At 70.9% G+C, this 25,143-nt stretch carries 22 protein-coding genes and 3 pseudogenes; 17 read left to right on the forward strand and 8 right to left on the reverse strand.

Features of this window, described 5'->3' with window-relative positions; all coding sequences use genetic code 11:
* The first annotated feature begins 113 nt into the window (after positions 1–113).
* Genes ACIA5C_RS21115 through ACIA5C_RS21150 form a run of 8 tightly spaced genes read left to right on the forward strand, consistent with a single transcriptional unit; the run spans position 114 to position 6,001 of the window.
* Complete coding sequence (locus tag ACIA5C_RS21115; RefSeq protein WP_396057004.1) at positions 114–773, forward strand: glycosyltransferase family 2 protein; 660 nt, start codon at positions 114–116, stop codon at positions 771–773.
* Positions 770–1,459 carry a DUF2064 domain-containing protein gene (locus ACIA5C_RS21120; RefSeq protein ID WP_396057006.1) on the forward strand — a complete coding sequence of 230 codons (690 nt, stop codon included), beginning with the start codon at positions 770–772 and terminating at the stop codon, positions 1,457–1,459. The genes ACIA5C_RS21115 and ACIA5C_RS21120 overlap by 4 nt, the downstream gene beginning before the upstream one ends.
* On the forward strand, positions 1,456–2,088 hold the full coding sequence (locus ACIA5C_RS21125) for a methyltransferase domain-containing protein (protein WP_396057008.1): 633 nt from the start codon (positions 1,456–1,458) through the stop codon (positions 2,086–2,088). Before ACIA5C_RS21120 ends, ACIA5C_RS21125 begins: the two co-directional genes overlap by 4 nt.
* Positions 2,061–3,308, forward strand: coding sequence for a molybdopterin-dependent oxidoreductase (locus ACIA5C_RS21130; protein WP_396057010.1), 1,248 nt, complete (start codon positions 2,061–2,063; stop codon positions 3,306–3,308). Before ACIA5C_RS21125 ends, ACIA5C_RS21130 begins: the two co-directional genes overlap by 28 nt.
* Positions 3,305–3,721, forward strand: a complete 417-nt coding sequence (locus tag ACIA5C_RS21135; protein WP_396057012.1) for a hypothetical protein — start codon at positions 3,305–3,307, stop codon at positions 3,719–3,721. The genes ACIA5C_RS21130 and ACIA5C_RS21135 overlap by 4 nt, the downstream gene beginning before the upstream one ends.
* Positions 3,722–3,768: 47 nt before the next feature.
* Positions 3,769–4,467, forward strand: a complete 699-nt coding sequence (locus ACIA5C_RS21140; RefSeq protein ID WP_396057686.1) for a response regulator transcription factor — start codon at positions 3,769–3,771, stop codon at positions 4,465–4,467.
* The gene (locus ACIA5C_RS21145; protein ID WP_396057014.1) at positions 4,464–5,483 is read left to right on the forward strand and encodes a sensor histidine kinase; all 1,020 of its coding nucleotides are present in this window, start codon (positions 4,464–4,466) and stop codon (positions 5,481–5,483) included. Before ACIA5C_RS21140 ends, ACIA5C_RS21145 begins: the two co-directional genes overlap by 4 nt.
* Before the next feature lie 44 nt (positions 5,484–5,527).
* Complete coding sequence (locus tag ACIA5C_RS21150; protein ID WP_396057016.1) at positions 5,528–6,001, forward strand: peroxiredoxin family protein; 474 nt, start codon at positions 5,528–5,530, stop codon at positions 5,999–6,001.
* Here ACIA5C_RS21150 and ACIA5C_RS21155 read toward each other — a convergent pair.
* Complete coding sequence (locus tag ACIA5C_RS21155; protein WP_396057688.1) at positions 5,919–6,173, reverse strand: SDR family oxidoreductase; 255 nt, start codon at positions 6,171–6,173, stop codon at positions 5,919–5,921. The genes ACIA5C_RS21150 and ACIA5C_RS21155 overlap by 83 nt on opposite strands.
* Positions 6,174–6,266: 93 nt before the next feature.
* On the opposite strand from ACIA5C_RS21155, the pseudogene ACIA5C_RS21160 reads away from it, so the two are divergent.
* The 7 genes and pseudogenes from ACIA5C_RS21160 to ACIA5C_RS21190 form a co-directional block, all read left to right on the forward strand.
* Positions 6,267–6,422 (forward strand): annotated as a pseudogene (locus tag ACIA5C_RS21160) (LysR substrate-binding domain-containing protein); the annotation flags it as partial.
* Positions 6,409–6,870 (forward strand): LysR substrate-binding domain-containing protein, encoded by a 462-nt coding sequence (locus ACIA5C_RS21165; protein WP_396057018.1) that lies wholly within the window; start codon positions 6,409–6,411, stop codon positions 6,868–6,870. The pseudogene ACIA5C_RS21160 and the gene ACIA5C_RS21165, both read left to right, overlap by 14 nt.
* Positions 6,871–6,901: 31 nt before the next feature.
* Positions 6,902–7,672: an SDR family NAD(P)-dependent oxidoreductase gene (locus ACIA5C_RS21170; RefSeq protein WP_396057020.1), complete on the forward strand. Its 771-nt coding sequence runs from the start codon at positions 6,902–6,904 to the stop codon at positions 7,670–7,672.
* A gap of 86 nt (positions 7,673–7,758) precedes the next feature.
* Complete coding sequence (locus ACIA5C_RS21175) at positions 7,759–9,201, forward strand: sigma-70 family RNA polymerase sigma factor (RefSeq protein WP_396057022.1); 1,443 nt, start codon at positions 7,759–7,761, stop codon at positions 9,199–9,201.
* 176 nt (positions 9,202–9,377) lie between these two features.
* A complete protein-coding gene (locus ACIA5C_RS21180) occupies positions 9,378–10,697 on the forward strand; it encodes an endo-1,4-beta-xylanase (protein ID WP_396057024.1) in 1,320 nt (439 codons plus the stop codon).
* Positions 10,594–12,414, forward strand: a complete 1,821-nt coding sequence (locus ACIA5C_RS21185) for a serine/threonine-protein kinase (protein WP_396057026.1) — start codon at positions 10,594–10,596, stop codon at positions 12,412–12,414. Before ACIA5C_RS21180 ends, ACIA5C_RS21185 begins: the two co-directional genes overlap by 104 nt.
* A 247-nt stretch (positions 12,415–12,661) precedes the next feature.
* Entirely contained in the window at positions 12,662–14,050 is a 1,389-nt protein-coding gene (locus ACIA5C_RS21190) for a non-reducing end alpha-L-arabinofuranosidase family hydrolase (RefSeq protein WP_396057028.1), read from the forward strand.
* Positions 14,051–14,109: 59 nt separating this feature from the next.
* Here the strand turns inward: ACIA5C_RS21190 and ACIA5C_RS21195 are convergent, their stop codons facing one another.
* From ACIA5C_RS21195 to ACIA5C_RS21215, 5 genes and pseudogenes are all read right to left on the reverse strand, one after another.
* Positions 14,110–14,796, reverse strand: coding sequence for an RICIN domain-containing protein (locus tag ACIA5C_RS21195; RefSeq protein ID WP_396057030.1), 687 nt, complete (start codon positions 14,794–14,796; stop codon positions 14,110–14,112).
* Between the two features lie 190 nt (positions 14,797–14,986).
* A pseudogene (locus ACIA5C_RS21200) lies at positions 14,987–15,496 on the reverse strand (alpha-L-fucosidase); the annotation flags it as partial.
* A gap of 118 nt (positions 15,497–15,614) precedes the next feature.
* A pseudogene (locus tag ACIA5C_RS21205) lies at positions 15,615–15,970 on the reverse strand (alpha-L-fucosidase); the annotation flags it as partial.
* Entirely contained in the window at positions 15,967–17,364 is a 1,398-nt protein-coding gene (locus ACIA5C_RS21210) for an arabinofuranosidase catalytic domain-containing protein (protein ID WP_396057032.1), read from the reverse strand. The gene ACIA5C_RS21210 and the pseudogene ACIA5C_RS21205, both read right to left, overlap by 4 nt.
* Positions 17,365–17,375: 11 nt before the next feature.
* On the reverse strand, positions 17,376–18,668 hold the full coding sequence (locus ACIA5C_RS21215) for a cellulose binding domain-containing protein (RefSeq protein ID WP_396057034.1): 1,293 nt from the start codon (positions 18,666–18,668) through the stop codon (positions 17,376–17,378).
* Positions 18,669–18,964: 296 nt separating this feature from the next.
* Between ACIA5C_RS21215 and ACIA5C_RS21220 the strand changes: the two genes are divergently transcribed.
* Positions 18,965–20,713 (forward strand): RICIN domain-containing protein, encoded by a 1,749-nt coding sequence (locus ACIA5C_RS21220; protein ID WP_396057036.1) that lies wholly within the window; start codon positions 18,965–18,967, stop codon positions 20,711–20,713.
* A 209-nt stretch (positions 20,714–20,922) separates the two neighbouring features.
* Entirely contained in the window at positions 20,923–21,693 is a 771-nt protein-coding gene (locus ACIA5C_RS21225; RefSeq protein WP_396057038.1) for a FadR/GntR family transcriptional regulator, read from the forward strand.
* A 310-nt stretch (positions 21,694–22,003) separates the two neighbouring features.
* Here the strand turns inward: ACIA5C_RS21225 and ACIA5C_RS21230 are convergent, their stop codons facing one another.
* Together ACIA5C_RS21230 and ACIA5C_RS21235 are read right to left on the reverse strand one after the other, a co-directional pair.
* Positions 22,004–23,626: a glycoside hydrolase family 27 protein gene (locus ACIA5C_RS21230; protein WP_396057040.1), complete on the reverse strand. Its 1,623-nt coding sequence runs from the start codon at positions 23,624–23,626 to the stop codon at positions 22,004–22,006.
* Positions 23,627–23,647: 21 nt separating this feature from the next.
* A complete protein-coding gene (locus tag ACIA5C_RS21235; RefSeq protein ID WP_396057042.1) occupies positions 23,648–25,129 on the reverse strand; it encodes an arabinofuranosidase catalytic domain-containing protein in 1,482 nt (493 codons plus the stop codon).
* Positions 25,130–25,143: the final 14 nt, after the last annotated feature.

Consider the following 25,143-nt stretch of genomic DNA (forward strand, 5'->3'; position numbering starts at 1 on the left):
CGCCGACGCTAGGGCCCGGCCGGGGTGCCGCGATATGCCCGTCATCGATCCGTAAGAACTGGTCACTTCTTCGTAAGCCCTGGTCACGGCCGTCGTGGCTAGCGTCGCCTCTTATGACCGACGTGGTGTTGCCCTGCCGGAACGAGGCCCCGGCGCTGCCTGCCCTGCTGTCCCGGATGCCGTCGGGCTACCGGCCGATCGTGGTCGACAACGGCTCGTCCGACGGCACCGCCGAGGTGGCCCGGGCGTTCGGGGCCGAAGTGGTGACGGTGGCCGAGCCGGGCTACGGCGCGGCGGTGCACGCCGGAGTGCTGGCGAGCGACCCGGACGACGGGGTGGTGTGCGTGATGGACGCCGACGGCTCGTTCGATCCCGGATTTCTGCCGCTGGTCGCCGGTCCCGTGCTCACCGGAGCCTCTCAGCTGGGTACCGCCCGGCGGCGCCCGACCGGCCGCGGGGCCTGGCCGCTGCACGCCCGGGCCGGCAACGCCCTGCTGGCCCGGCGGATCCGGCGCACGACCGGCCTGGCCGTGCACGACATCGGGCCGATGCGTGCGGTACGCCGGGACGATCTGCTCGGGCTGGGCCTGCGGGACCGCAGGTTCGGCTATCCGCTCGAACTGCTGCTGGCCGCGGGCCGGGCCGGCTGGCGAGTGACCGAAGTGGACGTCGACTACCACCCGCGGGCGGCCGGGACCCGGTCCAAGGTGTCGGGCAGCGTGCTCGGAACCGTGCGCGCGGTGCGGGACATGAGCGCGGTGCTCGCCCGGTGAGCGGCCCCCAGGTGATCGTGCTGGCCAAGGCGCCGGTGCCGGGACGAGTGAAGACGCGGCTGTGCCCGCCGTGCACCCCGGCGCAGGCCGCGCTGGTGGCCGCGGCCGCGCTGGCCGACACGCTCGACGTCGTCGCCGCCTCGCGGGCCGGTCGGCGGATCCTGGCCGTCGACGGCGCTTTCGAGGCGCCGCCCGGCTGGGAGGTGATGCCGCAGCGCGGGGAGTCCCTCGGGGCGCGGCTGGCCCATGCCTTCGCCGACAGCGACCGGCCGGGAACGGCCACGGTGCTGGTCGGGATGGACACGCCGCAGCTGTCGGCCCGCGACCTCGACGAGACGTTCCGGCGGCTGGCCGCGCCGCACGGGCCCGGTGCGGTTCTCGGTCCGGCCGCGGACGGCGGGTGGTGGGCGCTCGGCCTGCGCGACAGCCGGCACGCCTCGGTGCTGGCCGGCATCGCCACGTCGACTGCCAGGACCGGGGCGGACACGTGGGAAGCGCTGCGGCGACGCGGATTGCGAGTGGCCGCGCTGCGCCGGCTGACCGATGTGGACACCGCGGACGACGCGCGCGCCGTGGCCGCCCTGTGCCCGGTCGCCTCCCGCTTCCCGGCCGCGGTGGCCGCGCATGTTCCGGCGGGCTCGCACGCCCCGGCGGCCGTGCCGGCCGGACGGGGGAGTGGCCGGTGAGCGCGGCCGCGCTGTTCGACGCCGCGTTCCGCAACGTCGTCTCGGGCCGGGCCGCCACCTTCACGGTCCGACACCCGGCCGGTGGGATGCACCGGTTCGAGCCGGAACAGTGGTGCCGCGACGCCCTTCCCGGCGACTCCGCGCTGCTCGACCCGTGCACCGGGCCGACCCTCGACGTCGGCTGCGGGCCCGGCCGGCTGGCCGCGGCGCTCGCGGCGGGCGGGACGGCCGCGCTGGGCATCGACCTCAGCCCGGCCGCGGTGCGGCTCGCCCGCTCGCGCGGTGCCACCGCGCTGTGCCGGGACGTCTTCCGGCCGCTGCCGGGCGCCGGGCGCTGGCGGCACCTGCTGCTGGCCGACGGCAACATCGGCATCGGCGGCGACCCGGCCCGGCTGCTGGGCCGGTGCCGCAGCCTGCTCGGGCCGGGCGGGCGCATCCACGCCGAGCTGGCCGCGCCCGGAACCCCCAGCTGGGCCGGGCGTACCGCGGTGACCGGCTCGGATGCGGGACTTCCCTGGGCGGTGCTCTCCGTCGACGACCTCGCCGCACCGGCCGCCGCCGCGGGCCTCCGCGTCCTCGAGACCCGGACGGAGGCCGGCCGATGGTTCGCCACGCTGACCGCCCGCTGAAGGTGCCGGTGGCCCGCCGGGTCCGCGGGATGGTGACCTGGCTGATGGAGCAGCCGTTGCCGGTGCCGCCGGAGCGGCTGCGGCGCGGACCGTTCCGGAAGGAGGCGTTCGGGGCCCGGTCGACCCGGCTGACCAGCCGGCTCGGCCTGCTGCTCGGCGTCGCCTTCGGGATCTGCTTCGCGACCGGGCTGCTCAGCCACCTCATCCAGCACCCGCCGTGGTGGTTCCGGTGGCCGTCGCGGCCGGTCGGGCTCTACCGGGTGACCCAGGGCGTGCACGTGGCGACCGGGCTGGCCTCGATCCCGCTGCTGGGCGCCAAGCTGTGGTCGGTCTATCCGCGGCTGTTCACCTGGCCGCCGGCGCGCGATCTGCGGCACGCGGCCGAGCGGGCGGGGGTGGCCGCGCTGGTCGCCGGTGCGCTGTTTCAGCTGGTCAGCGGCGTTCTCAACGTTTCCCGCTGGTATACCCCGATGCCGTTCTTCTTCACCACCGGCCACTACTGGGTGGCCTGGCTGACCTTCGGCGCCCTGCTGGTGCACATCGGGGTCCAGTTGCCGGTGGTGCGCCGGTCAGTGCGCGGGAGACGTGCAGGCGCCGAGGCAGGGGTCGAGCGGGGGGTCGAACGCCGCCACGTTCTGCTGGGCGCGGGGATCGCGGCCGGCCTGATCACCCTCACCACGGTCGGCGAGACCGTGCGGCCGCTGTCGGGGGTCGCCGTGCTGGCCCCGCGCCGCCCCAGGATCGGGCCGCAGGGCCTGCCGGTCAACAAGACGGCGCTCGGTGCCGGAGTGCGGGAGAGCGCGTCGGACCCGGCGTACACCCTGACCGTGACCGGCCCGGCCGGGCCGATGCGCCTGGGTCTGGAAGCGCTGCAGGCTCTGCCTCAGCACACCGTGGTGCTGCCCATCGCCTGCGTGGAGGGCTGGAGCGCGAGCGCCACCTGGACCGGTGTGCGGCTGCGCGACCTGGTGAAGATGGCCGGCGCCGACCCGGCCCGGGCCCACGTGCTCGTCGAATCGCTGCAGCAGGGCGGCCGCTACGGCAGCTCGACGGTCGAACCGCCGCTCACCGAGGACCCCTTCACGCTGATCGCGCTGCGGCTGAGGGGTGAGGTGCTGCATCTCGACCACGGCTATCCGGCCCGGCTGATCGCCCCCAACCGGCCCGGCGTGCTGCAGACGAAGTGGGTCGCCCGGCTGACCGTCAAGGAGACGCGATGAGGCGATCGCTGATAATGATCGGTGTGCTGGTCATGCTCTACGCGGCGGTCGGCTCCGTCCTCGACCTCGGCGGCAAGGTCGGCGGGGTTCTGATCTTCCTGGTCGCCGTGCTGGTCGTGCACGACGGCATCTGGCTGCCGCTGGTGCTGCTGGCCGGCCGGCGGATCGAGCGGCCACCGGCGCGGGTGGCGGCGATCGTGGCCACCGCGCTGACCGTGACCGCGCTGCCGCTCGCCCTCGGGCTGGGCCGGACCGCCGACAATCCGTCGGCCCTGCCCCTGAATTACGGCCGGAACCTGGCCCTGCTGCTCTTCGGCATCGCCGTGCTGACTGCTGCGGCGCGGGCGTGGGCCGGTAAGAACCGGTCCTCCGATGACGCGAATGAAGCATCCGAGCCTGGGCCTCAGCCGTAAGGATTCCACAACCCGCACCCGCCGAAAGGATCGGTACTGTGCTGATGATGGGGCAGAACGTGCTGGTCGTGGACGACGACCCGACCGTCAGCGACGTCGTGCGGCGATATCTGGAGCAGGCCGGCTGCCGGGTGCGGCTGGCCGGGGACGGCGGCTCCGGCCTCGCCGCGATCGACGCCGAGCGGCCCGACCTGGTGGTGCTCGACATCATGATGCCCGGCATCGACGGCCTCGAGGTGTGCCGGCGGTTGCGCAGCACGCACCCCGGCCTGCCGGTCATCATGCTGACCGCGCTCGGCGAGGAAGTCGACCGGGTGCTGGGCCTCGAGGTCGGCGCCGACGACTACGTGACCAAGCCGTTCTCGCCGCGCGAACTGGTGCTGCGGGTGCGTTCGGTGCTGCGCCGGGCCGCCGGGCCCCCGCCCGAACAGGCCCCGGAGACGCTCGCCGACGGCGACCTGACGGTCGACACGGCCCGGCGCATCGCCCGGCTCGGCGGGTTGCCGCTGGCGCTGACCGTACGGGAGTTCGACCTGCTGGTCTTCCTCATGACCCACCCGCGCAAGGCGTGGTCGCGCAACGAACTGCTGGGCCGGGTGTGGGGCTGGCAGTTCGGTGACCAGTCGACGGTGACCGTGCACGTGCGGCGGCTGCGGGAGAAGGTCGAGGCCGATCCGGCCGAGCCGGCGCGGGTGCTGACCGTGTGGGGCGTCGGCTACCGCTACGAACCGGCGGCCGCCCGATGATCTCGCTCGAGATCGGGCTCTACGCGCTGGCCGCCGGCGGGGCGGTGGCCCTGGTGGGCGCGGTCGTGCTGCGCCTGCTGCGCGGCCGTTCGATCCTGACCCACACCGTGGTGATGCTCGCGGTCACCGTGCTGGCCGTGGTCGCCGGGGTCGTCGCGGTGGCCAAGGCGATGTTCCTCTCCGGGCACGACCTGCGGGTCGTGCTCATCACGGTCAGCGCGTCGGCGGTGGTCAGCCTGGCCGTCGGCGTCGTCTTCGGGCGGCGGCTGGCCGCCTCGGCGGTCTGGGCCGAGACGGCCCGCAAACGCGAGCGGCGGCTCGAGGCCGGGCGGCGCGAGCTGGTCGCCTGGGTCTCGCACGATTTGCGTACGCCGTTGGCCGGGCTGCGCGCGATGGCCGAGGCCCTGGAGGACGGCATCGTCCGCGACCCGGCCACGGTCGCCGACTACCACGGCCGGATCCGGGTCGAGGCCGACCGGATGGCCCAGCTGGTCGACGACCTGTTCGAGCTGTCCCGGATCAACGCGGGCGCGCTGCGGCTCGCCCCGACCCGGGTGCCGCTGCGCGAGGTGGTGTCCGACGCGATCGCCGGCATCGCCCCGCTCGCCGCCAGCAAGCGGATCACCCTGGTGGCGGCCGAGACCGGCTGGCCGATCGTGCGGGGCGGCGAGCGCGAACTGGCCCGGGTGGTCAGCAACCTGCTGGTCAACTCGGTCCGCTACACCCCCGAGGCGGGCACCGTGCAGATCGACGCCGGGCAGGGGCAGGACGGCGTCTGGCTCGCGGTCTCGGACACCTGCGGCGGCATCCCGGCCGGCGATCTCGACCGGGTCTTCGAGGTCGCCTTCCGCGGCGAGCGCGCGCGCACGCCGCAGGCCGCCGGGTCGGGCGCCGGGGGAGGGCTCGGGCTGGCGATCGTACGCGGGCTGGTCGAGGCCCACGGCGGGCACGTCGACGTCCGTAACACCGGCCACGGCTGCCGCTTCGAGGTCCGCCTCCCGGTGACTACCGGATGACGACCGGCCGGTAAGAACGGGCCGCGTTGCGCCGCGTACGGGATATGGCTCTGCTGAAACCGGGGGACGACTTCCCCGCCCTGACCCTGACCCTCGCCGGAGGCGGCCGCCTCGACGTGCCGTCCGCCCTGGCCGGCGACTACGCGGTGGTGCTGTTCAACCGGGGCTCCTGGTGCCCCTACTGTGTGGCCCAGCTGCGCGCCTTCCAGCGAGCCCGGCCCGAGCTGGAGGAGGCCGGCATCGCCGTCGTCTCGCTGTCGGTCGACGACGAGACGACGGCGAAGGAGATGATCGACCGGCACCGGCTCACCTTCCCGATCGGCTACGGCGCCGACGCGGACACGATCGCCGCGGCTACCGGCGCGTTCGTCAACCCCGAGCCGCGCTACCTGCAGTCGACCGGCTTCGTCGTCGACCCGGAGGGCAAGGTGGTGATCAGCGTCTACTCGAGCGGCGCGATCGGCCGGCTGGTGCCGGAGGACGTCCTCGGCCTGGTCCGCTACCTGCGCCGGCGCTGAAGCGCCGTGCTGATCGGACGGCGATCCGGCCGCCGTCGGCGGGCAGGATCGCGCCGTGCACGAACGAGGCCGCGTCGCCGGCCAGGAACGTGATCGCCGCCGCGATCTCGTCCGGGCTCGCCGGCCGCCCGGCCGGGCCCATCGATGCCAGCTGCTGGAGGGAATCGCCCATCGCGGCGGTTCCCTCGGCGAGGCGCGCGCGGTGCTGGCGCGGTACGAGCAGGCGATCACCGCGGCGGGCCGGTTCGGCGGCGCGGGTGCTTCGGTGCTGCGCGTCGGCGTACCGCTGGAGCTGCCGCCGGATCTCCTCCCGGAAGCGCTGAAAGCGCTGGCCGAGGCGCATCCGCGGACCCGGGCCGTGGTGCGCCACCTGTCGTCGGCCGCCCAGCTGGACGCCCTGCGCGACGGTGAGCTGGAGGTCGGGCTGGTGCGCACGAGGCCGCCCGACCGCGAGCTGGACGCGGTGGTCGTGGTCGAGGAGCCGCTCGAGGGTCCTGCTCAGCGGGGCCCACCGGGACGGCGTTCGCCTGGAAGCGCTCGCCGGCCTGGACTGGGTCGGCTTCCCGCGCACCGACAGCCCGGCCTGGTACGACGAGACGGTCGCGATCCTGCGAAGCCACGGCCTGAACCCCGGACCGGCCGCCGGCCCGGGGCAGTCGCTGATCGCCGAGGTGAAGTTCGCCGCGGTCGCCTCCGGGCGGGCGTTCGCGTTCGCCCCGCCGGACTGGGCGCAGCCGCTGCCCGGCGGCGTCGTCCGGGTTCCGCTGGTCGGCGCGCCGCTGGTACGGCGCACGTGGGCGGTGTGGGCCGCCGATTCCCGCCGCCGCGACCTCGGCCTGCTGGTTGCCCGTCTGGACCGAAGCGGTTGACGGGCCCGGCCGGTTCCACAAGCATCGAGCCGTGGATCTCGAACTGGCAGGCAAACGTGTTGTGGTGACCGGCGCAGGCAAGGGCATCGGCCTCGCGATCGTGCGTGGTTTCGTGGCCGAGGGCGCCACCGTGGTGGCCGGCTCGCGCACGATCACCCCCGAACTGTCGAAGCTCGACGGCGTCACGCCGGTCGAGGTCGATCTGTCCGATCCGGCCGGCCCGGGGGAGCTGGTCGCCGCCGCCGGCGACCGCATCGACGTGCTGGTCAACAACGTCGGCATCGCGCCGCCGAGGCCGCAGGGCTTTCTCGAGGTCACCGACGACATGTGGGCGACGACCTGGAACCTCAACGTGATGGCCGCGGTCCGCGCGACCCGGGCGGCGCTGCCGGTCATGCTGGCTGGCGGGGGAGGGGCGATCGTCAACACCGGCTCGGTCAACCACCGGCTGGCCGACCCGCTGGTCATCGACTACTCGGCGGCCAAGGCGGCCCTGACCAGCTTTGCCAAGTCGCTGTCGAAGGAGTTCGGCCCGCGCGGCATCCGGGTCAACACGGTCGCGCCGGGCCCGGTCGCCACCGACCTCTGGCTCGGCGGCAACGGGGTCGCCGCGACCGTCAGCGCGGCCCGCGGCCTCACCCCGGCCCAGGTCGAGGCGGGTGCCAAGGCCGAGATGGTGACCGGTCGCTTCACCCGGCCCGAGGAGGTCGCCGACCTAGTGGTGCTGCTGGCCAGCGACCGTGTCGGCAACGTCACCGGTGCGGAGTACGTCATCGACGGCGGCATGATCACGACAGTCTGAGCAAATCCGCGTCCTTGAATGCGCTGTCCGGCACTCCTAGCATTTGTGAACGTTCACCCGGAGCTCGTCGCAGTCAGGACAACACCATGGTTCAGCCCTTGCAGGTACGCGACGACGCGCTGGTCGCGACGGCCCGGATGGGTGATCGCGACGCGCTGAACGAACTGGCGCGCCGACACCTGCCGATGGTCTACAACCTCGTCCGGCAGGCGCTGCACGACGACCCCGACGTCGACGACGTCGTGCAGGACATCATGGTCCGCGCGATGCGGCAGCTGCCCGAGCTGCGGTCCACGGGCAGCTTCCGAGCCTGGCTGACGGCTATCGCCGTACGTCAGATCGGCAGCCACCTGGCGCGGGAGAACATCGCGGCCCGGCGCGTGGCGCCGCTGGAAGCGGCGATCGGCCGCGCCGGTGCGGAGGCGGAGAGCCTGGTGCTGCTGCAGGTCGAGCTGGCCACGCAGCGCCGCCAGGTCGGCCACGCGACACGGTGGATGGGCGCCGACGACCGCGTGGTCTATTCGCTGTGGTGGCTGGAGACGGTCGGCGAACTCACCCGGCCCGAGGTCGCGGTCGCGCTGGGCACCGGCGTCGCCCACGCCGGCGTACGGCTGCAGCGCATGCGCGAGCAGCTGGAGCTCAGCCGCAAGGTGGTGGCGGCTCTGGAGGCGATGCCCGGGTGTGACGTGCTCACGGACGTGATCGCGGACTGGGACGGCGTGCCCGGACCCTATTGGCGCAAGCGGATCGGGCGCCACGTGCTGACCTGTCCGTGGTGTGCGCCCGCCGCCCGGTCCCTCCTGCCGGTCGAGCGGCTGCTCGCCGGGCTGGTGCTGCTGCCGGTGCCGCTCACGCTCGCGAAAGCCTTCCTGGCGGGCGCCGTGGGTGGCTCCGGAGCGCCGGTGGCCGCCGGTGTGACCTCGTGGCTGGGTCGCGCCTTCCACACCGCCGCCGTCCACCCGGTGGTCACCTCGGTCAGCGTGGGCGTGCTGGCCCTGGGAATCGCGGTGCCCGTCGCGGAGCGGCCCACCGCCGCCCCGCCGGCGCGGGCCGACGCCGTGGCACCCCATCGGCTCCCGGGCACCGGCACGCCGCGGACGAGCCCGTCGGCCGTGTTGCTGCGAACCGGCCGGGTGTCGCTCGAGTCGGCCTCGGCCGCCGGGCGCTACATCGCCGTGGCCGGTGACAGCGGTGTGCTGGCCCCGGCCGGGCCGCAAGCCACGCTGCACGCCGTTCCCGGACTCGCCGAACCGTCCTGCTTCTCGTTCCGCGGCCCGGACGGACGATATCTGCGCCATTCCTCCTTCCGGCTGCGGCTGAGCTCCGACGACCGGACCGCGCTCTTCCGGCGGGATGCCACCTTCTGCGCCCGGGCCGGCTTCCGTGCGGGCTCGGTGTCGCTGGAATCGGTCAACTTTCCCGGGTTCTTCCTGCGTCACGTCGGCAATCAGATGTGGCTCGACCAATTCGACGGGAGCGCGGCCTTCCGTGCGGACAGTTCCTTCCTGGTGCGCCCGCCGGTGAACTGAAAAGTCGTTATGCCGACCGGTTTCAATTGGTCGGATCTTGAGCTGCGGCGAATGGTCCTGGCAACATTGGCGAGCGCGAATGGAAGCGCTCCCACGTCTTCCTGGTGCCGCGGAATCCACCACCGCGGCACCCCGGCTTGCGCTTTTTCCCGTACGCGAGAAAGGCCGTTCCTGCCATGCCAGTCCGTCCCCTGCTCCTCCTGCTGCCCGCCGCGGCCGTAGCCACCGTCTTGACCCTCGTCGGCACCGCCGAGGCCGCGAGCACGCTCGGCGCCTCCGCCGCGCAGTCCGGCCGCTACTTCGGCACCGCGGTCGCCGCCGGCAAACTCGGCGACTCCACCTACACCGGCATCCTGACCCGGGAATTCAACATGATCACCCCGGAGAACGAGATGAAGTGGGACGCCACCGAGCCGTCCCAGGGCCGGTTCACCTACACCAACGGCGACCGCATCGTCACCCAGGCCCAGTCCAACGGCTCGCGGGTGCGCGGGCACAACCTGCTCTGGCACGCCCAGCAGCCCTCCTGGGTGGCCGGCCTGTCCGGCAGCGCGCTGCGCAGCGCCATGATCAATCACGTCACCCAGGTCGCGAGCCACTACAAGGGCAAGATCTACGCCTGGGACGTGGTGAACGAGGCGTTCGCCGACGGCGGCAGCGGCGCCCGCCGCGACTCCAACCTGCAGCGCACCGGCAACGACTGGATCGAGGCCGCCTTCCGGGCCGCCCGCGCCGCCGACCCGGGCGCCAAGCTCTGCTACAACGACTACAACACCGACGGCGTCAACGCGAAGAGCACCGGCGTCTACAACATGGTCGCCGACTTCAAGGCGCGCGGTGTGCCGATCGACTGCGTCGGCTTCCAGTCCCACCTGGGCACCACCATCCCGGGTGACTACCAGGCCAACCTGCAGCGTTTCGCCAACCTCGGCGTCGACGTGCAGATCACCGAGCTCGACGTGGCCCAGGGCGGCAACCAGGCCAACATCTACGCCTCGGTGACCAAGGCCTGCATGGCGGTGTCGCGCTGCACCGGCATCACCGTCTGGGGCATCCGGGACAGCGACTCGTGGCGCACCGGCGAGAACCCGCTGCTGTTCGACGGCTCGGGCAACAAGAAGGCCGCCTACACCTCGGTGCTCAACGCACTCAACGCCGGCGGCTCGACCACGCCCCCGACCACGGGACCGACCACGGCACCGTCCGGCGCCTGCAGTGCCTCCGTCTCGCTCAATTCCTGGAGCGGCGGCTACACCGCGACGGTCCGCGTCACGGCCGGCTCGGCCGCCGTCAACGGCTGGACGGTCACCCTCACGCTGCCGTCGGGCGGTGCGCTCACCGGCATCTGGAACGCCACCAACACCGGCACCACCGGCAGCGTGACCTTCCACAATGTCAGCTACAACGGCCAGATCGCGGCCGGCGGCAACACCGAGTTCGGCTTCCAGGGCACCGGCACCGGCCCCTCCGCCACCCCGGCCTGCCGGGTCGGCTGACCGGTCGCACCGCCACCGCCACCGCCGGCCCGGACGACCCGGGCCGGCGGTTTGCGCAGGGTCCCGGGCGGGCACCTCGCCACTCGTGCAGCCGGGACACGCCATCGGGCATCGGTATCTCCTCCGCGAACCCATCGGCCGGGGCGGCATGTCCGTGGTCTGGAAGGCCGAGGATCAGCTGCTCGGCCGGGAAGTGGCGGTCAAGGTGCTGTCGGCCGGCGTCGCCGCCGACCCGGCGTCACTGACCCGCCTGTACGGGGAGGCCCGGGCCGCCGCTCGCCTGCGCCACGACAACGTGGTGGAGGTCTACGACTACGGCGAGACCTCGGTGCAGGGCACCCCGGTGCCGTACGTCGTCATGGAACTGGTGGAGGGCCGCTCGCTCAGTGCCCTGCTCAGTGCCGGGCCGCTGCCCTGGCGGCTGGCGGTGCTGATCGGCGCCCAGGTGGCCGCCGCGCTCGCCGCCGCACACGACCACGGGGTCGTGCACCGCGACGTCAAACCGGGCAACGTGATGGTCGCCGCCGGCGGCGTCAAACTGGTCGACTTCGGCATCTCGGCCGCCGTCGGGGACCGGGACACCGTCACCGACGAGATCATCGGCACGCCCGCCTATCTGGCCCCGGAACGCCTGGTCAACGGCATCGTGCGGCCGGCCACCGACGTCTACGCGCTGGGTGTGCTGCTCTACCTGATGCTGGCGGGCCGGATGCCGTGGAACGCGTCGACGACCACCCAGATGCTGGTCGCCCACCGCTACCGTGACCCGGCGCCGCTGCCCGCCGTGCCCGGCCTCCCCGGCGACGTCGGCGAACTCGTTCAGCACTGCCTGGCCAAGACGCCGTCGGACCGCCCGCCGGCGGTGGCCGCTGCCCGCATCCTGCGCCAGGCCGCCGGGCTGCCCCCGGCGATGCTTCTGACCACCATGACCGGTGCGGGTGGCGACACCACGGACGCCCGGACCGAGGCGGCCACCGCGGCCTCGCCGACCGCAACGCAGGTGCCCGCGGCGTCCCGGGTGCTCAGCCGCGAGATCCTCGGATGGCCGGTCCGTCACCGAGCGGTCTCGGCCGCCGCCCTGCTGATCCTCGCGGCGACCGTGACCGCGCTCCTCTGGCCGGGCCACGGCCGCGCCGGATCCGAGCCGGCCGCGGCGGCCGCACCGTCCTGCGAAGTGGCATATTCGATGAGCGTGGCGCCGGCCGGCCGGTCCACCACGACGGTGACGGTGACCAACACGGCATCGTCGCCGACCGGGCCCTGGACGCTCACCTTCCGGCTGCCCGGCGGCCAGCGACTGGTGCGTGGTGCCGACGCCTCGTGGCACCAGGACGGCGAGGTCGTCGAGGCCCGGGGCAACGGCCTGCCGGCCGACGCGACGGCGCGCACCTGGTTCGAAGCCACGTACGCCGACACCGCGCGGCTGCCGCAGTCGTTCGCTCTCAACGACGTCGCCTGCGGGTCCGAGTTGTCCGTTCGGGGGCCGTCCGGCACGCCCACGACGCTGCCGGGCGCTCCCGCGGTGACCGTGGCGGCGAAGAGGCCGAAGCCGGCCACCGTCGCCGGACATGTGGCGGCCAAGCCCCGGCCCGGCGTTGCAGGGCCCGGCGCTGCAGCGCCCGGCGCCAAAGGACCGGCCGCTGCTCGGGCGGCCAAGCACCCCGCGCATCCGGCGAAGCCGCCGTCACCGCCGCGGCGCCGGGGCTGGGGCCACTGAGAACGCCTCCTTTCGGCGGTGGCCCCGAGCGGTTTTCCCTATTGGCAAGAATCGCCTACTTAAAAGTTGTTACCGCCGAATCTCTCGGCCGTGAGCAGGGATCACATGCCGCGATAAAAATGCGCTGCGGACTGTTTATTGAGTGTATGGGAGCGCTCCCGTAGCATGCCTGACACGCGTTGTTAACGCTCACTACGCGGCGACCTCCACGAATGCGTAGAGCGCGATCCGGTCAGGAGAAAGTGTTATGAAGAGATTCAGGGTGACCAATGCCGGACTGGTGTCGGCGGGCGTCCTGCTGCTCGCGTCGGCAGCGGTCGCCGTCGCGTTGCCGGCCCAGGCCGCCACGACGGGCTGTTCGGTGAACTATGCCGTGTCGTCGCAGTGGCAGGGCGGGTTCGGCGCCAGCGTGTCGATCACGAACCTGGGTGATGCGTTGAACGGCTGGACCTTGACGTGGTCGTTCGGTGGCGGGCAGACCGTCACACAGGCCTGGAACGCGTCGGTGACCCAGAGCGGCTCGGCGGTGACCGCGAAGAACGTAAGTTACAACGGCGCGGTCCCGACCAACGGCACGGTGTCGTTCGGTTTCAACGGATCGTGGACGAGCGGCAACCCGGTGCCGATGAGCTTCGCCGTCAACGGGGTGTCCTGCACCGGGAGCACGGGTCCGACGACTACGCCGCCGACGACCACGCCTCCGACCACCCCGCCCACGACGTCGCCCAGCAGCTGCACGCTTCCGTCGAGCTATCGGTGGACGTCGACCGGCCCGCTGGCCACCCCCAAGTCGGGATGGGTGTCGTTGAAGGACTTCACCAACGTCGTCTACAACGGCAAACACCTGGTCTACGCCTCGGACGTCTCCGGGTCGGGGTACGGCTCGATGAACTTCGGCCTGTTCACCAACTGGTCCGACATGGCTTCGGCCAGCCAGAACGGGATGAGCCAGGGCACGGTGGCGCCCACGCTGTTCTACTTCGCCCCGAAGAACATCTGGGTACTGGCCTACCAGTGGGGTCCGACCGCGTTCAGCTACAAGACCTCCAGCGACCCGACCAACGCCAACGGATGGTCGGCGGCGCAGACACTGTTCACCGGCAGCATCTCCGGCTCCGGCACCGGCGTCATCGACCAGACGGTCATCGGCGACGGCCAGAACATGTACCTGTTCTTCGCCGGCGACAACGGCAAGATCTACCGGGCCAGCATGCCGATCGGGAACTTCCCCGGCAGCTTCGGCTCGTCGTACACCACGGTCATGAGCGACTCGACGAACAACCTCTTCGAGGCGGTTCAGGTCTACAAGGTCCAGGGCCAGAACCAGTACCTGATGATCGTCGAGGCGATCGGTAGCCAGGGGCGGTACTTCCGCTCGTTCACCGCCACCAGCCTGGGCGGATCGTGGACCCCGCAGGCGGCCAGCGAGAGCAACCCCTTCGCCGGCAAGGCCAACAGCGGTGCGACCTGGACCAACGACATCAGCCACGGAGACCTCGTGCGCAGCAACCCCGACCAGACCATGACCGTCGACCCCTGCAACCTGCAGTTGCTCTACCAGGGCAAGGATCCCAACGCCGGTGGCGCTTACGACCAGCTCCCCTGGCGACCGGGTGTGCTGACCCTGAAGCGCTGACGCACGACGGAGGGGCCCGGCGCTCGCGCCGGGCCCCTCCTTCCTCTCAATTGCCGTAGCTACGCCACGCTGATCGTCCACTGCAGGTTGGCGCTGGAGTCAGGCGCCCAGAGCTTCACCGGAGCCCCGACCGTGGTGACGCCACCGCTGTCGAGGGCGGTGCCGGTGCCACGGTTGACGACCTGGTAGCGGCCGTTGCCCATGTCGTTGAGCCGCCACTGCTGGTTGTTGCCGGCGTTCCAGGAGGCCTCGGTCGCCAGGGCACCGTTCGCGGCGTTGCCTCCGCTGTCGGCGACCAGGCCGTTGGTGCGGTTGGTGATCCGGTACCAGCCGCTGCCGAGGGAGACGAACTGCCACTGCAGGTTGGTGCTGCCGTCGTAGTTCCACTGCTTCAGCTGCGAGCCCGAGCCGACGTTGCCCCCGCCGTCGAGCACGAGTCCCGTGGCGACGTTGGTGACGCGCGCCCAGCCGGTGGGCACCCCGGCGTTGCCGGAATCGAGCTGCGGGATCGTCCCCGAGAAGGCCAGCCTCAGCACGTAGGCCGGGGCGCTGTGCGGCGCGGCGGACGGAAGCGTGACGTGCAGGCCGCCGCCGTCCTGGGTGTGGGCGGGCGGATCGGTGTACGCGCCGGCATCGCTGCCGAGCAGCTGCACCGTGGTGAGCGTCGACAGATCGATCCGGCCCGAGCTCAGCGTGCTGATCGTCGCCGTGCTGCCGGGCCAGCCGAGGAAGGTCGCATAGAGCACCCGGCTGTCCTTGTTCCGGGTGAACCGGATGTCCTGTGCGGTGCCGGTGCGCGGCGTCTGAAAGGTTCCGCCACCCCATCTGGGTGGAGCCCTCGCCGAACGTCGTCCAGGCGCGGGTCGCGTACACCGATTCACCGAAGCGCCGGAGGTAGTCGCCGATGCCCCGTAGCACGGACTGCTGCCCGGACGGTATCGTGCCGTCCGCCATCGGGGCGATGTTGAGCACCATGGTGCCGTTCTTGCTGACCCGGTCGAGGAGTGCGTGCAGCAGCGCGTTGGTGGAGTAGTAACCGATGCCGGTCGTGTAGCACCAGCTCGAGCTGCTGATGCTGTCGTCGGTCAGCCAGTACGGAACCTGGATGCCGGCCGGGCCGCCCCGCTCGAAGTCGAAGACCTCGCCGGAGTTGTCGAAGCCGTCCTTGTAGGTCGCGACGACTTCCTTGTTCCAGGCCACGGCCCGGTTGTAGTAGTACGACAAGAAGTCCAGCCGCCGCGACTCGGGCAGTTGAGTGAGGTTGAAGTCCTGCCAGAGGATGTCCGGCTGGTAGCCGTCGACCACCTCGCGCAACTTGTCGTACCACAGCTGCTGTTCGGCCGCCGCGCCGAGCTGGCCGTAGAGTTTCTTGAGGCTCGAGTCGGACTGGGCCGGCGCCCACTGGTAGTAGCCGGTGAAGTTGTACGCGTGGTGCATCGCCACCATCAGCTTGAGGCCTCTGCCGCGGATCGCGTCCGAATGCAGGCGGAGCAGGTCCAGCTTCGGTCCCCCGGCTGACCGAGTTCCACTCGTTCACGCTGCTGTTCCACATCGAGAAGCCGTCGTGGTGCTCGGCGACCGGCCCGGCGAACTTCGCGCCGGCGTCGACGAACAGCTGGGCCCACGCCGCGGGATCGAAGTGACCGCCGGCCGAGGCGAGCGCGGGCGCGAACTGGACCCAGTTGCGGGAACGCTGAACGCGCCCCAGTGGTAGTAGATGCCGAACTTGGCGTCCTGGAACCATTCCGGCGCCGGCGGATGCTGGTCGACCGACGGCCAGGTGGGCGAATAGCTCGATGGGCCCGGAACAGCGCCCGAGGCAGACGTCGTCCGCAGGAAGGTAGCGCTCGCGGCGCCGGCCGCGGCCAGCAGGGACCGCCGGGTGAGATGGTGACGGGGCATGGGATCCCTCTCGGTCATCGGTAGCCGGCCGCGACGATGCTCGCCTGGACGGCGTTCTCGGTGGCGTCGCTCGGATAGCCGGCCACCATGGCGCCTTCGTAGAACGTGCCGGCGCTGAGGTTGGTGTTGGTGGCGCAGCAGTCGCCGCCGCTGCCGAGGATGATGGCGCCCTGCTTCTTCATGGGGCTGTACCCGGGTGGCAGCGAGCCGTCCCAGAGTGTGGCGAGCCCGCCCGACTGGGCGTTGCTGCCCTTGATGGCGAACCGTGAGGTGCCGTTGTTCTTCAGCGTGGCGGTTACGAACTTGCTGGTGAACGCGCGTTGATTGGGGTTCCACGAGCTGCTGCCGCCGGGGTACAGGCCGTACTCGAGATCGGCCTGGACCCAGGGCCCGGAGCCGGAGCAGCCGCCGAACCAGCAACTCGTACCGAAGTAGATCGCGTCCATGGCGCCCGCGCCGTCGGCGCGGCGGTCGGTTTCGCTGTTGCCGTAGTCGAAGCAGCATTCGCCGTTCACGTGGGTTCCGCTGGTGACCATGTAGACGCCCTCCGGAGCGCTCCCGGTCGCGACGCCGGAGGCCGAACCGTTGCGCCAGTAGCTGTTTCCCGGGTTGATGTAGAGCGAATAGGCCTTGTAGCCGCCGAGGGTGACCGTCTCCCGGGTGGCGGTCGCCGGGGTGTCCTTGCCGCCCGCGCCGCCCGGACCCTGGTAGGCCACGTTGTTTCCGTGCCCGGACTGGTCGTAGACGACGGTGACGACGCAGGTCGCGCCGGCGCAGAAGCCGTCCTGTGTGGACGCGTTCCCGACGCCGCCGCGGCTCACCACCCCGATGTCCCGGGTGGTGTTGTCCGAGGACCGGCGCACCTGGTAGAGCGCCCCGGTGTAGGAGCCGAACAGCGCCCGTGTCGTACTGTGCGCGGCGACGCACGGTGTGCCGCCCGCGGCGTAGATGTCGCACGGAAGGCTGCCGGGCGACGACGACGGGGTCGGCGTGGGCGACGACGGGGCTGGGGCACCCGTACAGGACGTGCCGTTGAGAACGAACCCGGCCGGAGCCGGGTTGCTGCCGGTCGATGCGCCGTTGAGGCCGAAGGTGGCGCTGCCCCCGGTGGGCAGAGCGGCGTTGTAGCTTGCGTTGGTGACGGTGACCTGCGCCCCGGACTGCTGCACGACACCGCTCCACAACTGGGTGACGGTCTGCCCGGCGGCGTACGTCCACGACAGCTGCCAGCCGGTGAGCGGGTCACCGAGGTTGGTGACGGTGACCGAGGCGCCGAAGCCACCGGGCCAGGAGTTCGTTACGGCGTAGTCGACCCGGCAGCCGGTGGCCGCCTGGGCCGAGGCGGCCGTGGCGGCCACCGCGCCGACGGCGCCGGCCAGGACGAGGCTGAGGACGACAGCTCGGCTCTTCATGAGTGGCTCCACTACTTCGCGCTGCAGGTCAGAGCCGGCGTCGTGGCCGGAGTCCCGGAGACGAGCACGCCGAAGCTGGTGGTGGATCCCGGCGTGAGCGTCCCGTTGTAGGCGACGTTGGTGACCGTCACCGTGCTACCGCTGGTGGTCAGCGAGCCGTTCCAGATCTGGCTGATCGACTGGCCGGAGGGCGCCGTCCAGCCCACGCTCCACCCGGTGGTCGTCGTCGAGCCGGTGCTGGAAACCTTGACGTCGGCCTGGAAACCACCGGGCCAGCTGCTGACGACCTGGTAGCCGGCGGTGCAGGTGCCGGCCTGTGCCGGGGGAGTGGTGACGGGCGGCGTGGTGACGGGCGGAGTGGTGACCGGCGGCGTGGTCGGCGGAGTGGTGCTGGGCAGCTGGGAGAAGAACTTCCAGATCTCACCGGCGGTCCAGGTCCGCGTGCCGCTGGTCGCGGTGGACCCGTCCACCGGGTCGGGAGTGTGGTCGCCGTCGAAGGCGACCCACTCCACCGGATAGCCGGCCCGGCAGCCGGCATAGCTGGTCGCGATGTGCGTGAGGCTTCCCTGCGACGGCTCCCGTGGGGTCTGCGCCGTGCAGCCGTTGTTCCGCACGAAGGTGTCGCGCAGCGAACGGCCGAGGGAGATGTTGAGCACGCTGTCGTGGATGCCGTGGATGCCGAGGTAGGCAACGGGTTGGGTGCCGCCGTTGCAGCCGCTCAGATTGGCGCCGGACAGGACGGCGACCGCGCGGAAGACGGTCGGGCGGGCGCACGCGACGGCGTAGCTGATCGCGCCGCCGTAGCTCCATCCGAGGGCGAACAGCTGCGATGTGTCGACGCACAGGCCGTTCTCGATGAGCGCGGTCAGGTCGTCGACGAGGGTCAGGTCACGGCCGCCAGTATTGGCCCAGCCGTTGTCGATACCCTGCGGGGCGACCAGGATCGCACCGTTGTCGGACAGGCGCTGCTGCCCGTAGTACGCCCACGTCGACCCGTCCGCACCGCCGGTCGCCACGTCGTTGGCGGTCCCGTTCAGCCAGTGGAAGGCGAAGATCAGCTTGTACGGCCGGTTGGCGTCGTAGTTGTCGGGAAGGCGCAGGATGTAGGTCCGGTTCTGCCCGCTGCTGGCGATGGTGTGGGTGCCGTTGGTCAGCGCCGGCGCCTTGCCACATCCGGCGGTCGACGCCGCGGCGGAAGGTCCAGCGGCCGATGCGGTTCCCTCGAGGAGGCCGGTCGACAGCGAGGCCCCGAGCGTCAGTGTCACGACGGCGGCCGCGACGCCGGCGAATCCCGATCTGAACATGAGGCGTTTCCTTCCCTGGCGAGTCATGGGAGCGCTTCCATCTACGTTCGCCAATGTTGCCAATGTGTTGCCCGGCGCAACAGGTCCGACCATTCGGCACGCCTGCTCATAACGCCTTTTCACCAGGTGGCTCCACCTTGACGGGGGCGACAGACGCTCCATACCTTGGTGCGGAAACCGTTTTCCTATTTTCCTTCGCCGCCCTCGTTGCTGCAGCTCCAGTCGGGCGCGCCCCGAAACCGTCGGCCTCCACCGAGCCGGTCGGGAAACGGAACATCGGAAAGGACCCCCGCACCATGATCCACACCGTCCCCATCGGATTCCGCCGGCCGGGTCGCGGCTCTGCGCTCGCGACCTCCGCCGCCGTCCTCGCCGGTGCCCTCGTGGCAGCCGGCCTCGCCGTCGTCCCGGCCTCGGCCGCGACCGCGTCCAACACGCTCACCGTCAACGCCGCCCAGGTGCTGCGGCCGGTGACCCACGTCGCGACCGGCAGCCTCTACGGGCTGGCGAACGCGACGCAACCGTCGGTCTCGCTGGCCCAGGCGATCAAGCCGAACACCTTCGTCCAGATGCCGGCGGGCGGCCACCAGCAACCCACCGGTGACATCTCCGTCGTCGCGCCCACCGCGGTCAGCGTCGGCGCGAAGCTCGTCAACCGGCTCTCCGACTACTACGCCGGCTGGCCTTACCAGTTCAGCTGGAGCACCTGGACGCCCTTCGTCAACTCGCAGATCACCGCGATGAAGCAGTCGTCGTACTACAACAGCATCGCCGCGTACGCGCCGTGGAACGAGTCGGACAACACCTGGAACTCGGCCAACGGCACCTATGAGTCCTTCTGGACGACCACGTTCCGGCAGATCCGCTCGCTGGACGCGAACAAGCCGATCCAAGGCCCCAGCTTCTCCGACAACATCGGCGACATGCGGAACTTCCTGCAGAACGCCGTCGCGACGAACACCGTGCCGGACATCCTCGCCTGGCACGAGCTGTCACGGTCCTCGAAGATCGCCGGGGACGTGGCCACCGTGCAGGGCATCGAGCAACAGCTCGGCATCAGCCCGCGGCCCATCGCGATCGAGGAGTACGCCGCCCCGAGTGAGGTCGGGCTGCCGGGGCCGCTCGTCGGCTACATCTCGAAGTTCGAACGGCTGGGAATCCACGACGCCGAACTCGCCTTCTGGAACCAGTCCGGTGCCCTCGGCGATCTGCTGACCGGCCGCGGCGGCAGCCCGAACGCCGCCTACTGGCTCTACACGTGGTACGCCGCGATGACCGGCAACATGGTGGCGACCACCCCGCCCGCCCAGACCGGCATCGACGGATTCGCCTCCGTGCCGTCCGGCGGCAACCAGGTCAGCATCGTGGCCGGAAACTGCTCCGGATCCTGTGCGGTGACGGTCAACGGGCTCAACTCGCTCAATCTCGGAAGCACGGTCACCGTCAAGGTGGAGCAGACCGTGTCGCTGGGCCGCACGGTCGCCTCGTCCGGGCCGGGCACGGTCTCGACCGCCACCTACACGCCGGCCGGCGGTTCGATCACAGTTCCGATCACCATGGCCACCAACAACGCCTACCGCATCACGATCACGACCGGTTCGGGCAGTTCCACACCGCCGCTGTCCGGCGACTACCGCATCGCCAACGCCAACAGCAGGCTGCAACTGGCCACGGCCAACGGCGCGACGGCCTGGGGCACGATGGCGGTCCAGTCATCGGCGAGCAGCAGCACCTCGCAGGTGTGGACGATGGTCTCGGACGGCGCGGGCCACTACAAGATCACCAACAAGGCCGGCGGCGTGGTTCTCGGCATCCAGAACGCCTCGACCAGCCAGGGTGCACCGGCCCTGGTGTGGGGCGACTCGGGCACCGCCGATCACCTGTGGACGGCGGTGCCGGACGGCGCCGGCCACTACAAGCTGTGGAACGTCAACAGCGGTCTGCTGCTCGGCGTCACGAACATGAGCACTGCCTCCGGCGCACAGGTGCTCCAGTGGTCCGACAGCGGCACCGCCGACCATCTCTGGAGCTTCGCCAAGGCCTGACCCCCGACCGGCGGCCGGCCCCGGCTGCGAAGGCTCCACCTATTCGGAGGAGTCGGGAACCAGCCGGAGACCGGCCCGATGTAGCCGGGGTGCTGCTGAGCGACCTTCTCGCCGAGCGCCTGATATTGCTCCCACGTCGTGGCGATAGGCGTCGGCGTACACTCGCCGAACTGGTGAAGGCCGTGCGCGGCGGGCCATCCGGAGGAGACATGACGGCAGGGCAGCGACCGGCGACCGGCGCCCCGCCCGCACCGGCGTGGTCGCAGCGGCCCGCGAGCCTGGGCCGTGCGCTCACCGCCGAGCTGGTCGATCGGATCGTTCGCGGAGTGCATCCGCCGGGCTCGACGTTGCCGCCCGAGCCGGTGCTGTGCGAGACCTTCTCGGTGAGCCGCACCGTCGTCCGGGAAGCGATGAAGGTCCTTCAGGAAAAGGGCCTGGTGCAGGTCCGTCCGGGCTCCGGCACGATGGTCACGCCATCCACGAGCTGGGACATGCTCGACGAGCTGGTACTCGGGACGACGATCGCCGAGGACAACACGCTGGCGATACTGGACGATCTCGTGGTCACTCGCCGCCTGCTCGAGTCCGACATGGCCAACGTGACGGCGCGCTCGGCGGACGAGGAGACCGTCGAGCGGTTGCGCGCCCTCGTGGAACGCATGGACGAGCTGGTCGACGATCCGGTGGCCTACGCCGACCAGGATCGGGCGTTCCACGACACGATCATGCAGGCGTCCGGTAACCGCATCGCGCGTGCGGTGGTCCGCTCCCTCGAAACTCAGGCGATCAACACCGCCCGCTACATGGGACGCACCGAGCGGGCGCTGTGCGTGGCGTCCAATCTGGGCCATCGGCACGTCTACGAGCGCACTGCGGCGCACGATCCGAGCGGCGCTTCGGAAGCGATGTTCACCCACATCACCGAGGCGTGGATCGTCCGGCGCAGCGGCCGGGACGGGCCGGCGCGGCTGCAGCGATAGCGAGCCGACGAGTACGTCCGGCAATCTCCGCAACAGGCGGACTCTGTCCTGCCGTCGCCGGAGCCGTGATCATCGGCGCCGGTCCGGCGCTCGCCGCACCGGCGCGACCCAGACTCCGAACGCGGCGGAGCACAACAACCAGCTGGTGGACAACGTGCAGGTGACCGGCACCGACTGGCCGGCGGACGCCCAGCGGGTGATCGCCGGCGCCGGGATCGAACCGGCCCTCGGGCGGCCGTAGATCCGGGCATGCGTACGCTGGCCGGCCGCCCGAGTCACGAGAGTCTCGGGCGGCCGGCCGCATCATGTGTCAGCTGAGCGTCCACTTCTGGTTGCCGGCACCGGTGCAGGTCCACAACTGCACCGTGGTGTTGTTCGCCGTTCCGGCGCCCGTCACGTCCAGGCACAGTCCGGACTGGACGCCGGTGATGCTGCCGTCGGTGTTGACGTTCCACTGCTGGTTGAGCTGGCCGTTGCAGTCCCAGATCTCGACTTTCGTGCCGGGGGAGGTCTGGTTGTCGTAGGCGTCCAGGCACTTGCCGACCACCTGCAGCTGCTTGGCGTCGGTGTACGTCCACAGCTGGTTGGTGCCGCCGTTGCAGTCCCAGATCACCGGCTGCGTGCCGTTGGTGGTGGTTCCGTTCGGATCGTCGAGGCAACGGTTGGACGCGCTCCCGCGGATGGCCTTGGCCGTGCCGCCGCCGGTGCCACCGCCCGCGGTGCCGCCGGAAACCCGGTACATCACCACACTGTGTCCGCCGACGGTGGCGCTGATCGTGCCGGTGGTGGTGCTGGTCGTGGAGGCCCACAGATCGTTCAGGGTGTAGCTCGACGCGCCGGTCTTGCCGATCGCCGACACGGTGGTGCTGATGGTCGCCGACGACGCGTTCTCGTTGAACAGCACCACCGAGACATCGCCGTTGGCGAGCGGCTTGGCCAGCACGTCGAGGCCGCCGGAACTGCTGACCATGCGGCCCTGCTTGCCCGCCGAGTCCTGGTCGACGCCGACGACCGCCTTGTTGCCCAGGATCGACAGCGTGGTGGAGCTGGCGTTGACGAGGTTGTTGCCGGCCAGCAGCGGCGCGGCCATCTCCGCCCAGAGGCTGAAGTGGGCGCGGTCCTCGGCGGCCGACATGCCGTTGCCGACCTCGAGCATGTCCGGGTCGTTCCACTGCCCGGGTCCGGCGTACGCCGACAGGCCGACGTTCTGATGGAAGATCGAAAGCATGCTGCTGTAGTTGGCCTGGATGTCGCCGGTCGTACGCCACAGGTTGCCGACGCTCCCGGCCCAGGTCCACGGCGCGTTGACGCCCCACTCGCAGATGCTGTAGACGATCGGGCGCCCGGTGGCGGCCAGCGCGTCACGCATCTCGGAGTAGCGCGCGATGTACTGCTGGGTCGTCGAGCTGCCGCTGTTGTTGCAGTTGTCGTACTTGAGGTAGTCCACGCCCCACGAGGCGAACGACCGCGCGTCCTGGGTCTCGTGGCCCAGGCTGCCCGGATAGCCGGCGCAGGTAGCGGTGCCCGCGTCCTCGTAGATGCCCAGCTTCAGGCCCTTGGAGTGCACGTAGGCCGCGGTGCCGGAGATGCCGTCGGGGAACTTGCCGTAGTCGGGCTGCAGGTTGCCGGCACCGTCCCGGCTGTGCTGCATCCAGCAGTCGTCGATGTTGACGTACTGGTAGCCCGCGCCCGCCAGGCCGGATGACACGATCTTGTCCGCGGTCTGCTTGACCAGCGTCTCGGAGACGTTGCAGCCGTACGCGTTCCAGTCGTTCCAGCCCATCGGCGGCGTCAGGGCGAGATTGTTGGCCAGCGCCTGAGCCGGTGCCGCCGTACGTACGCCGACGAACCAGCCGGCCGCGCTCACCGCGAGCAGGACCACGGCCAGGCGCGTCAGCCAGCGACGACCGTCGAAATGAGGTGCCAGGTACATCGAGTTTCCTCTCGAAAAGGGTCAGTTGCGCTGGGTCCACTGCTGGTTCGATCCGCCGTTGCACGACCAGAGGATGACCTTCGTGCCGTTGGCGGTCGCGGCGCCGTTCGCGTCCAGGCACAGTCCGGACTGCACGCCGGTGATCGTGCCGTTGGAGTTGACGTTCCACTGCTGGTTGGCCTGGCCGTTGCAGTCCCAGATGATGACGTTGGTCCCGTTGGTGGTGCCCTGGTTGTTCGCGTCGAGACACTTGTTGCCGTACACCTGCAGTTGCTTGCCTGAGGTGTACGTCCACCGCTCGTTGGCGTTGCCGGAGCAGTCCCACAGCTGCGCCTGGGCGCCGTTGGCCGTGCTCTGACCGGTGACGTCGAGACAACGGCCGGACTGCCCGCCCACGAGCTCGGCGTTGCTCGGGCCGCCGCCGGTGCTGCCGCCGAACGAGTAGTCGGCGCCCGTGATGTTCGCCTGCACCGCGCTCTCGGTGGCGTCCGACGGGTAGCCGGCGGTGATGGCGCCCTCGAAGAAGTAGCCGACGCCGGTGACGCTGTTGTCGCCGCCGGTGCCGAGCAGCAGCGAGCTGTCGATGCGCATCGGCGAGTAGCCGTTCGGCAGCGGCCCCGAGAACGTGGTGGTCAGCCCGCCGCTGTCGGCGTTGCCGTACTTGAGCGTGAAATTGCTGGTGCCGTTGTTCTTCTCCCATGCGCTGACGAACGGGTAGTGCACGCCGGAATTCGCGGCGTCCTTATTGGAGCCGGTGTTCGTGTGGTACATCCCGTTCTCCAGATCGGCCTCGACCCAGGGGCCGGTGCCGACACACCCGCCGAACCAGCAGGCGGTGCCCCACTCGATCGCGTTCATCGTGGCGTTGCCGGTGTCGGTGTGGGAGTTCTCGCCGCTGCCGTAGTCGAAGCAGCACCACTGGTCGACCGAGTTCGAGGACGTCACCATGTAGATGCCCTCGGGCTGCGAGCCGGTCGGCGCGTTCCGGGCATTGTCCACCCGGTAACCGACGCCATGAGTGACCTTGATCCCGTAGGCCCGGTTACCGGCGACCGTGAGCGGCAGGGCCTTGGCGTCGGCGCCCACGTCGGCGCCGTTCGGGCCCGGGCCCTTCCAGTAGCCGCCCCAGGAGATCGGCATGTCGTTGCGGTTGGCGGTCTGGTCGTAGATCTTGGTGATCGTGCAGGACGTGCCGGCGCAGAACGAGTCCTGGGTCGCCGCGTTGGCGTAGCCGCCGGCCGAGAGCAGGCCGACGTCGGTGTACGCCTTGTCCGAGGCCCGTTGCACCTGATAGAGCGGGCCGTTGTAGGAACCGTACAGAGCTCGCGTGGTGCTGTGTGCGCCGATGCACGGTGTGCCACCGGCCGCGTAGAGGTCGCAGACTCCGGAGGTCGCGGCCAGTGCGGTGGTGGCCGGTGAAGCCACCACCATGGCGACACCGGCAAGCAGCACCGCTCCGACGAGCGCGGCCGCCGCCCGGAAGCGGCCCTTCTTCCATCTCATGACATCGCCTTTCT

It is taken from the genome of Actinoplanes sp. NPDC051343, from assembly GCF_044455125.1.
Classification (GTDB): domain Bacteria; phylum Actinomycetota; class Actinomycetes; order Mycobacteriales; family Micromonosporaceae; genus Actinoplanes.

Bases quoted from the DNA above. Each gene is read 5' to 3' on its own strand.
- ACIA5C_RS21145 (WP_396057014.1), top strand. From the start codon at position 4,464: ATGATCTCGCTCGAGATCGGGCTCTACGCGCTGGCCGCCGGCGGGGCG.
- ACIA5C_RS21180 (WP_396057024.1), top strand. From the start codon at position 9,378: ATGCCAGTCCGTCCCCTGCTCCTCCTGCTGCCCGCCGCGGCCGTAGCC.
- ACIA5C_RS21185 (WP_396057026.1), top strand. From the start codon at position 10,594: ATGTCAGCTACAACGGCCAGATCGCGGCCGGCGGCAACACCGAGTTCG.
- ACIA5C_RS21215 (WP_396057034.1), bottom strand. From the start codon at position 18,668: ATGTTCAGATCGGGATTCGCCGGCGTCGCGGCCGCCGTCGTGACACTG.
- ACIA5C_RS21175 (WP_396057022.1), top strand. From the start codon at position 7,759: ATGGTTCAGCCCTTGCAGGTACGCGACGACGCGCTGGTCGCGACGGCC.
- ACIA5C_RS21190 (WP_396057028.1), top strand. From the start codon at position 12,662: ATGAAGAGATTCAGGGTGACCAATGCCGGACTGGTGTCGGCGGGCGTC.
- ACIA5C_RS21115 (WP_396057004.1), top strand. From the start codon at position 114: ATGACCGACGTGGTGTTGCCCTGCCGGAACGAGGCCCCGGCGCTGCCT.
- ACIA5C_RS21225 (WP_396057038.1), top strand. From the start codon at position 20,923: ATGACGGCAGGGCAGCGACCGGCGACCGGCGCCCCGCCCGCACCGGCG.
- ACIA5C_RS21220 (WP_396057036.1), top strand. From the start codon at position 18,965: ATGATCCACACCGTCCCCATCGGATTCCGCCGGCCGGGTCGCGGCTCT.
- ACIA5C_RS21210 (WP_396057032.1), bottom strand. From the start codon at position 17,364: ATGAAGAGCCGAGCTGTCGTCCTCAGCCTCGTCCTGGCCGGCGCCGTC.
- ACIA5C_RS21155 (WP_396057688.1), bottom strand. From the start codon at position 6,173: ATGGGCGATTCCCTCCAGCAGCTGGCATCGATGGGCCCGGCCGGGCGG.
- ACIA5C_RS21230 (WP_396057040.1), bottom strand. From the start codon at position 23,626: ATGTACCTGGCACCTCATTTCGACGGTCGTCGCTGGCTGACGCGCCTG.
- ACIA5C_RS21135 (WP_396057012.1), top strand. From the start codon at position 3,305: ATGAGGCGATCGCTGATAATGATCGGTGTGCTGGTCATGCTCTACGCG.
- ACIA5C_RS21235 (WP_396057042.1), bottom strand. From the start codon at position 25,129: ATGAGATGGAAGAAGGGCCGCTTCCGGGCGGCGGCCGCGCTCGTCGGA.
- ACIA5C_RS21150 (WP_396057016.1), top strand. From the start codon at position 5,528: ATGGCTCTGCTGAAACCGGGGGACGACTTCCCCGCCCTGACCCTGACC.
- ACIA5C_RS21140 (WP_396057686.1), top strand. From the start codon at position 3,769: ATGGGGCAGAACGTGCTGGTCGTGGACGACGACCCGACCGTCAGCGAC.
- ACIA5C_RS21130 (WP_396057010.1), top strand. From the start codon at position 2,061: ATGGTTCGCCACGCTGACCGCCCGCTGAAGGTGCCGGTGGCCCGCCGG.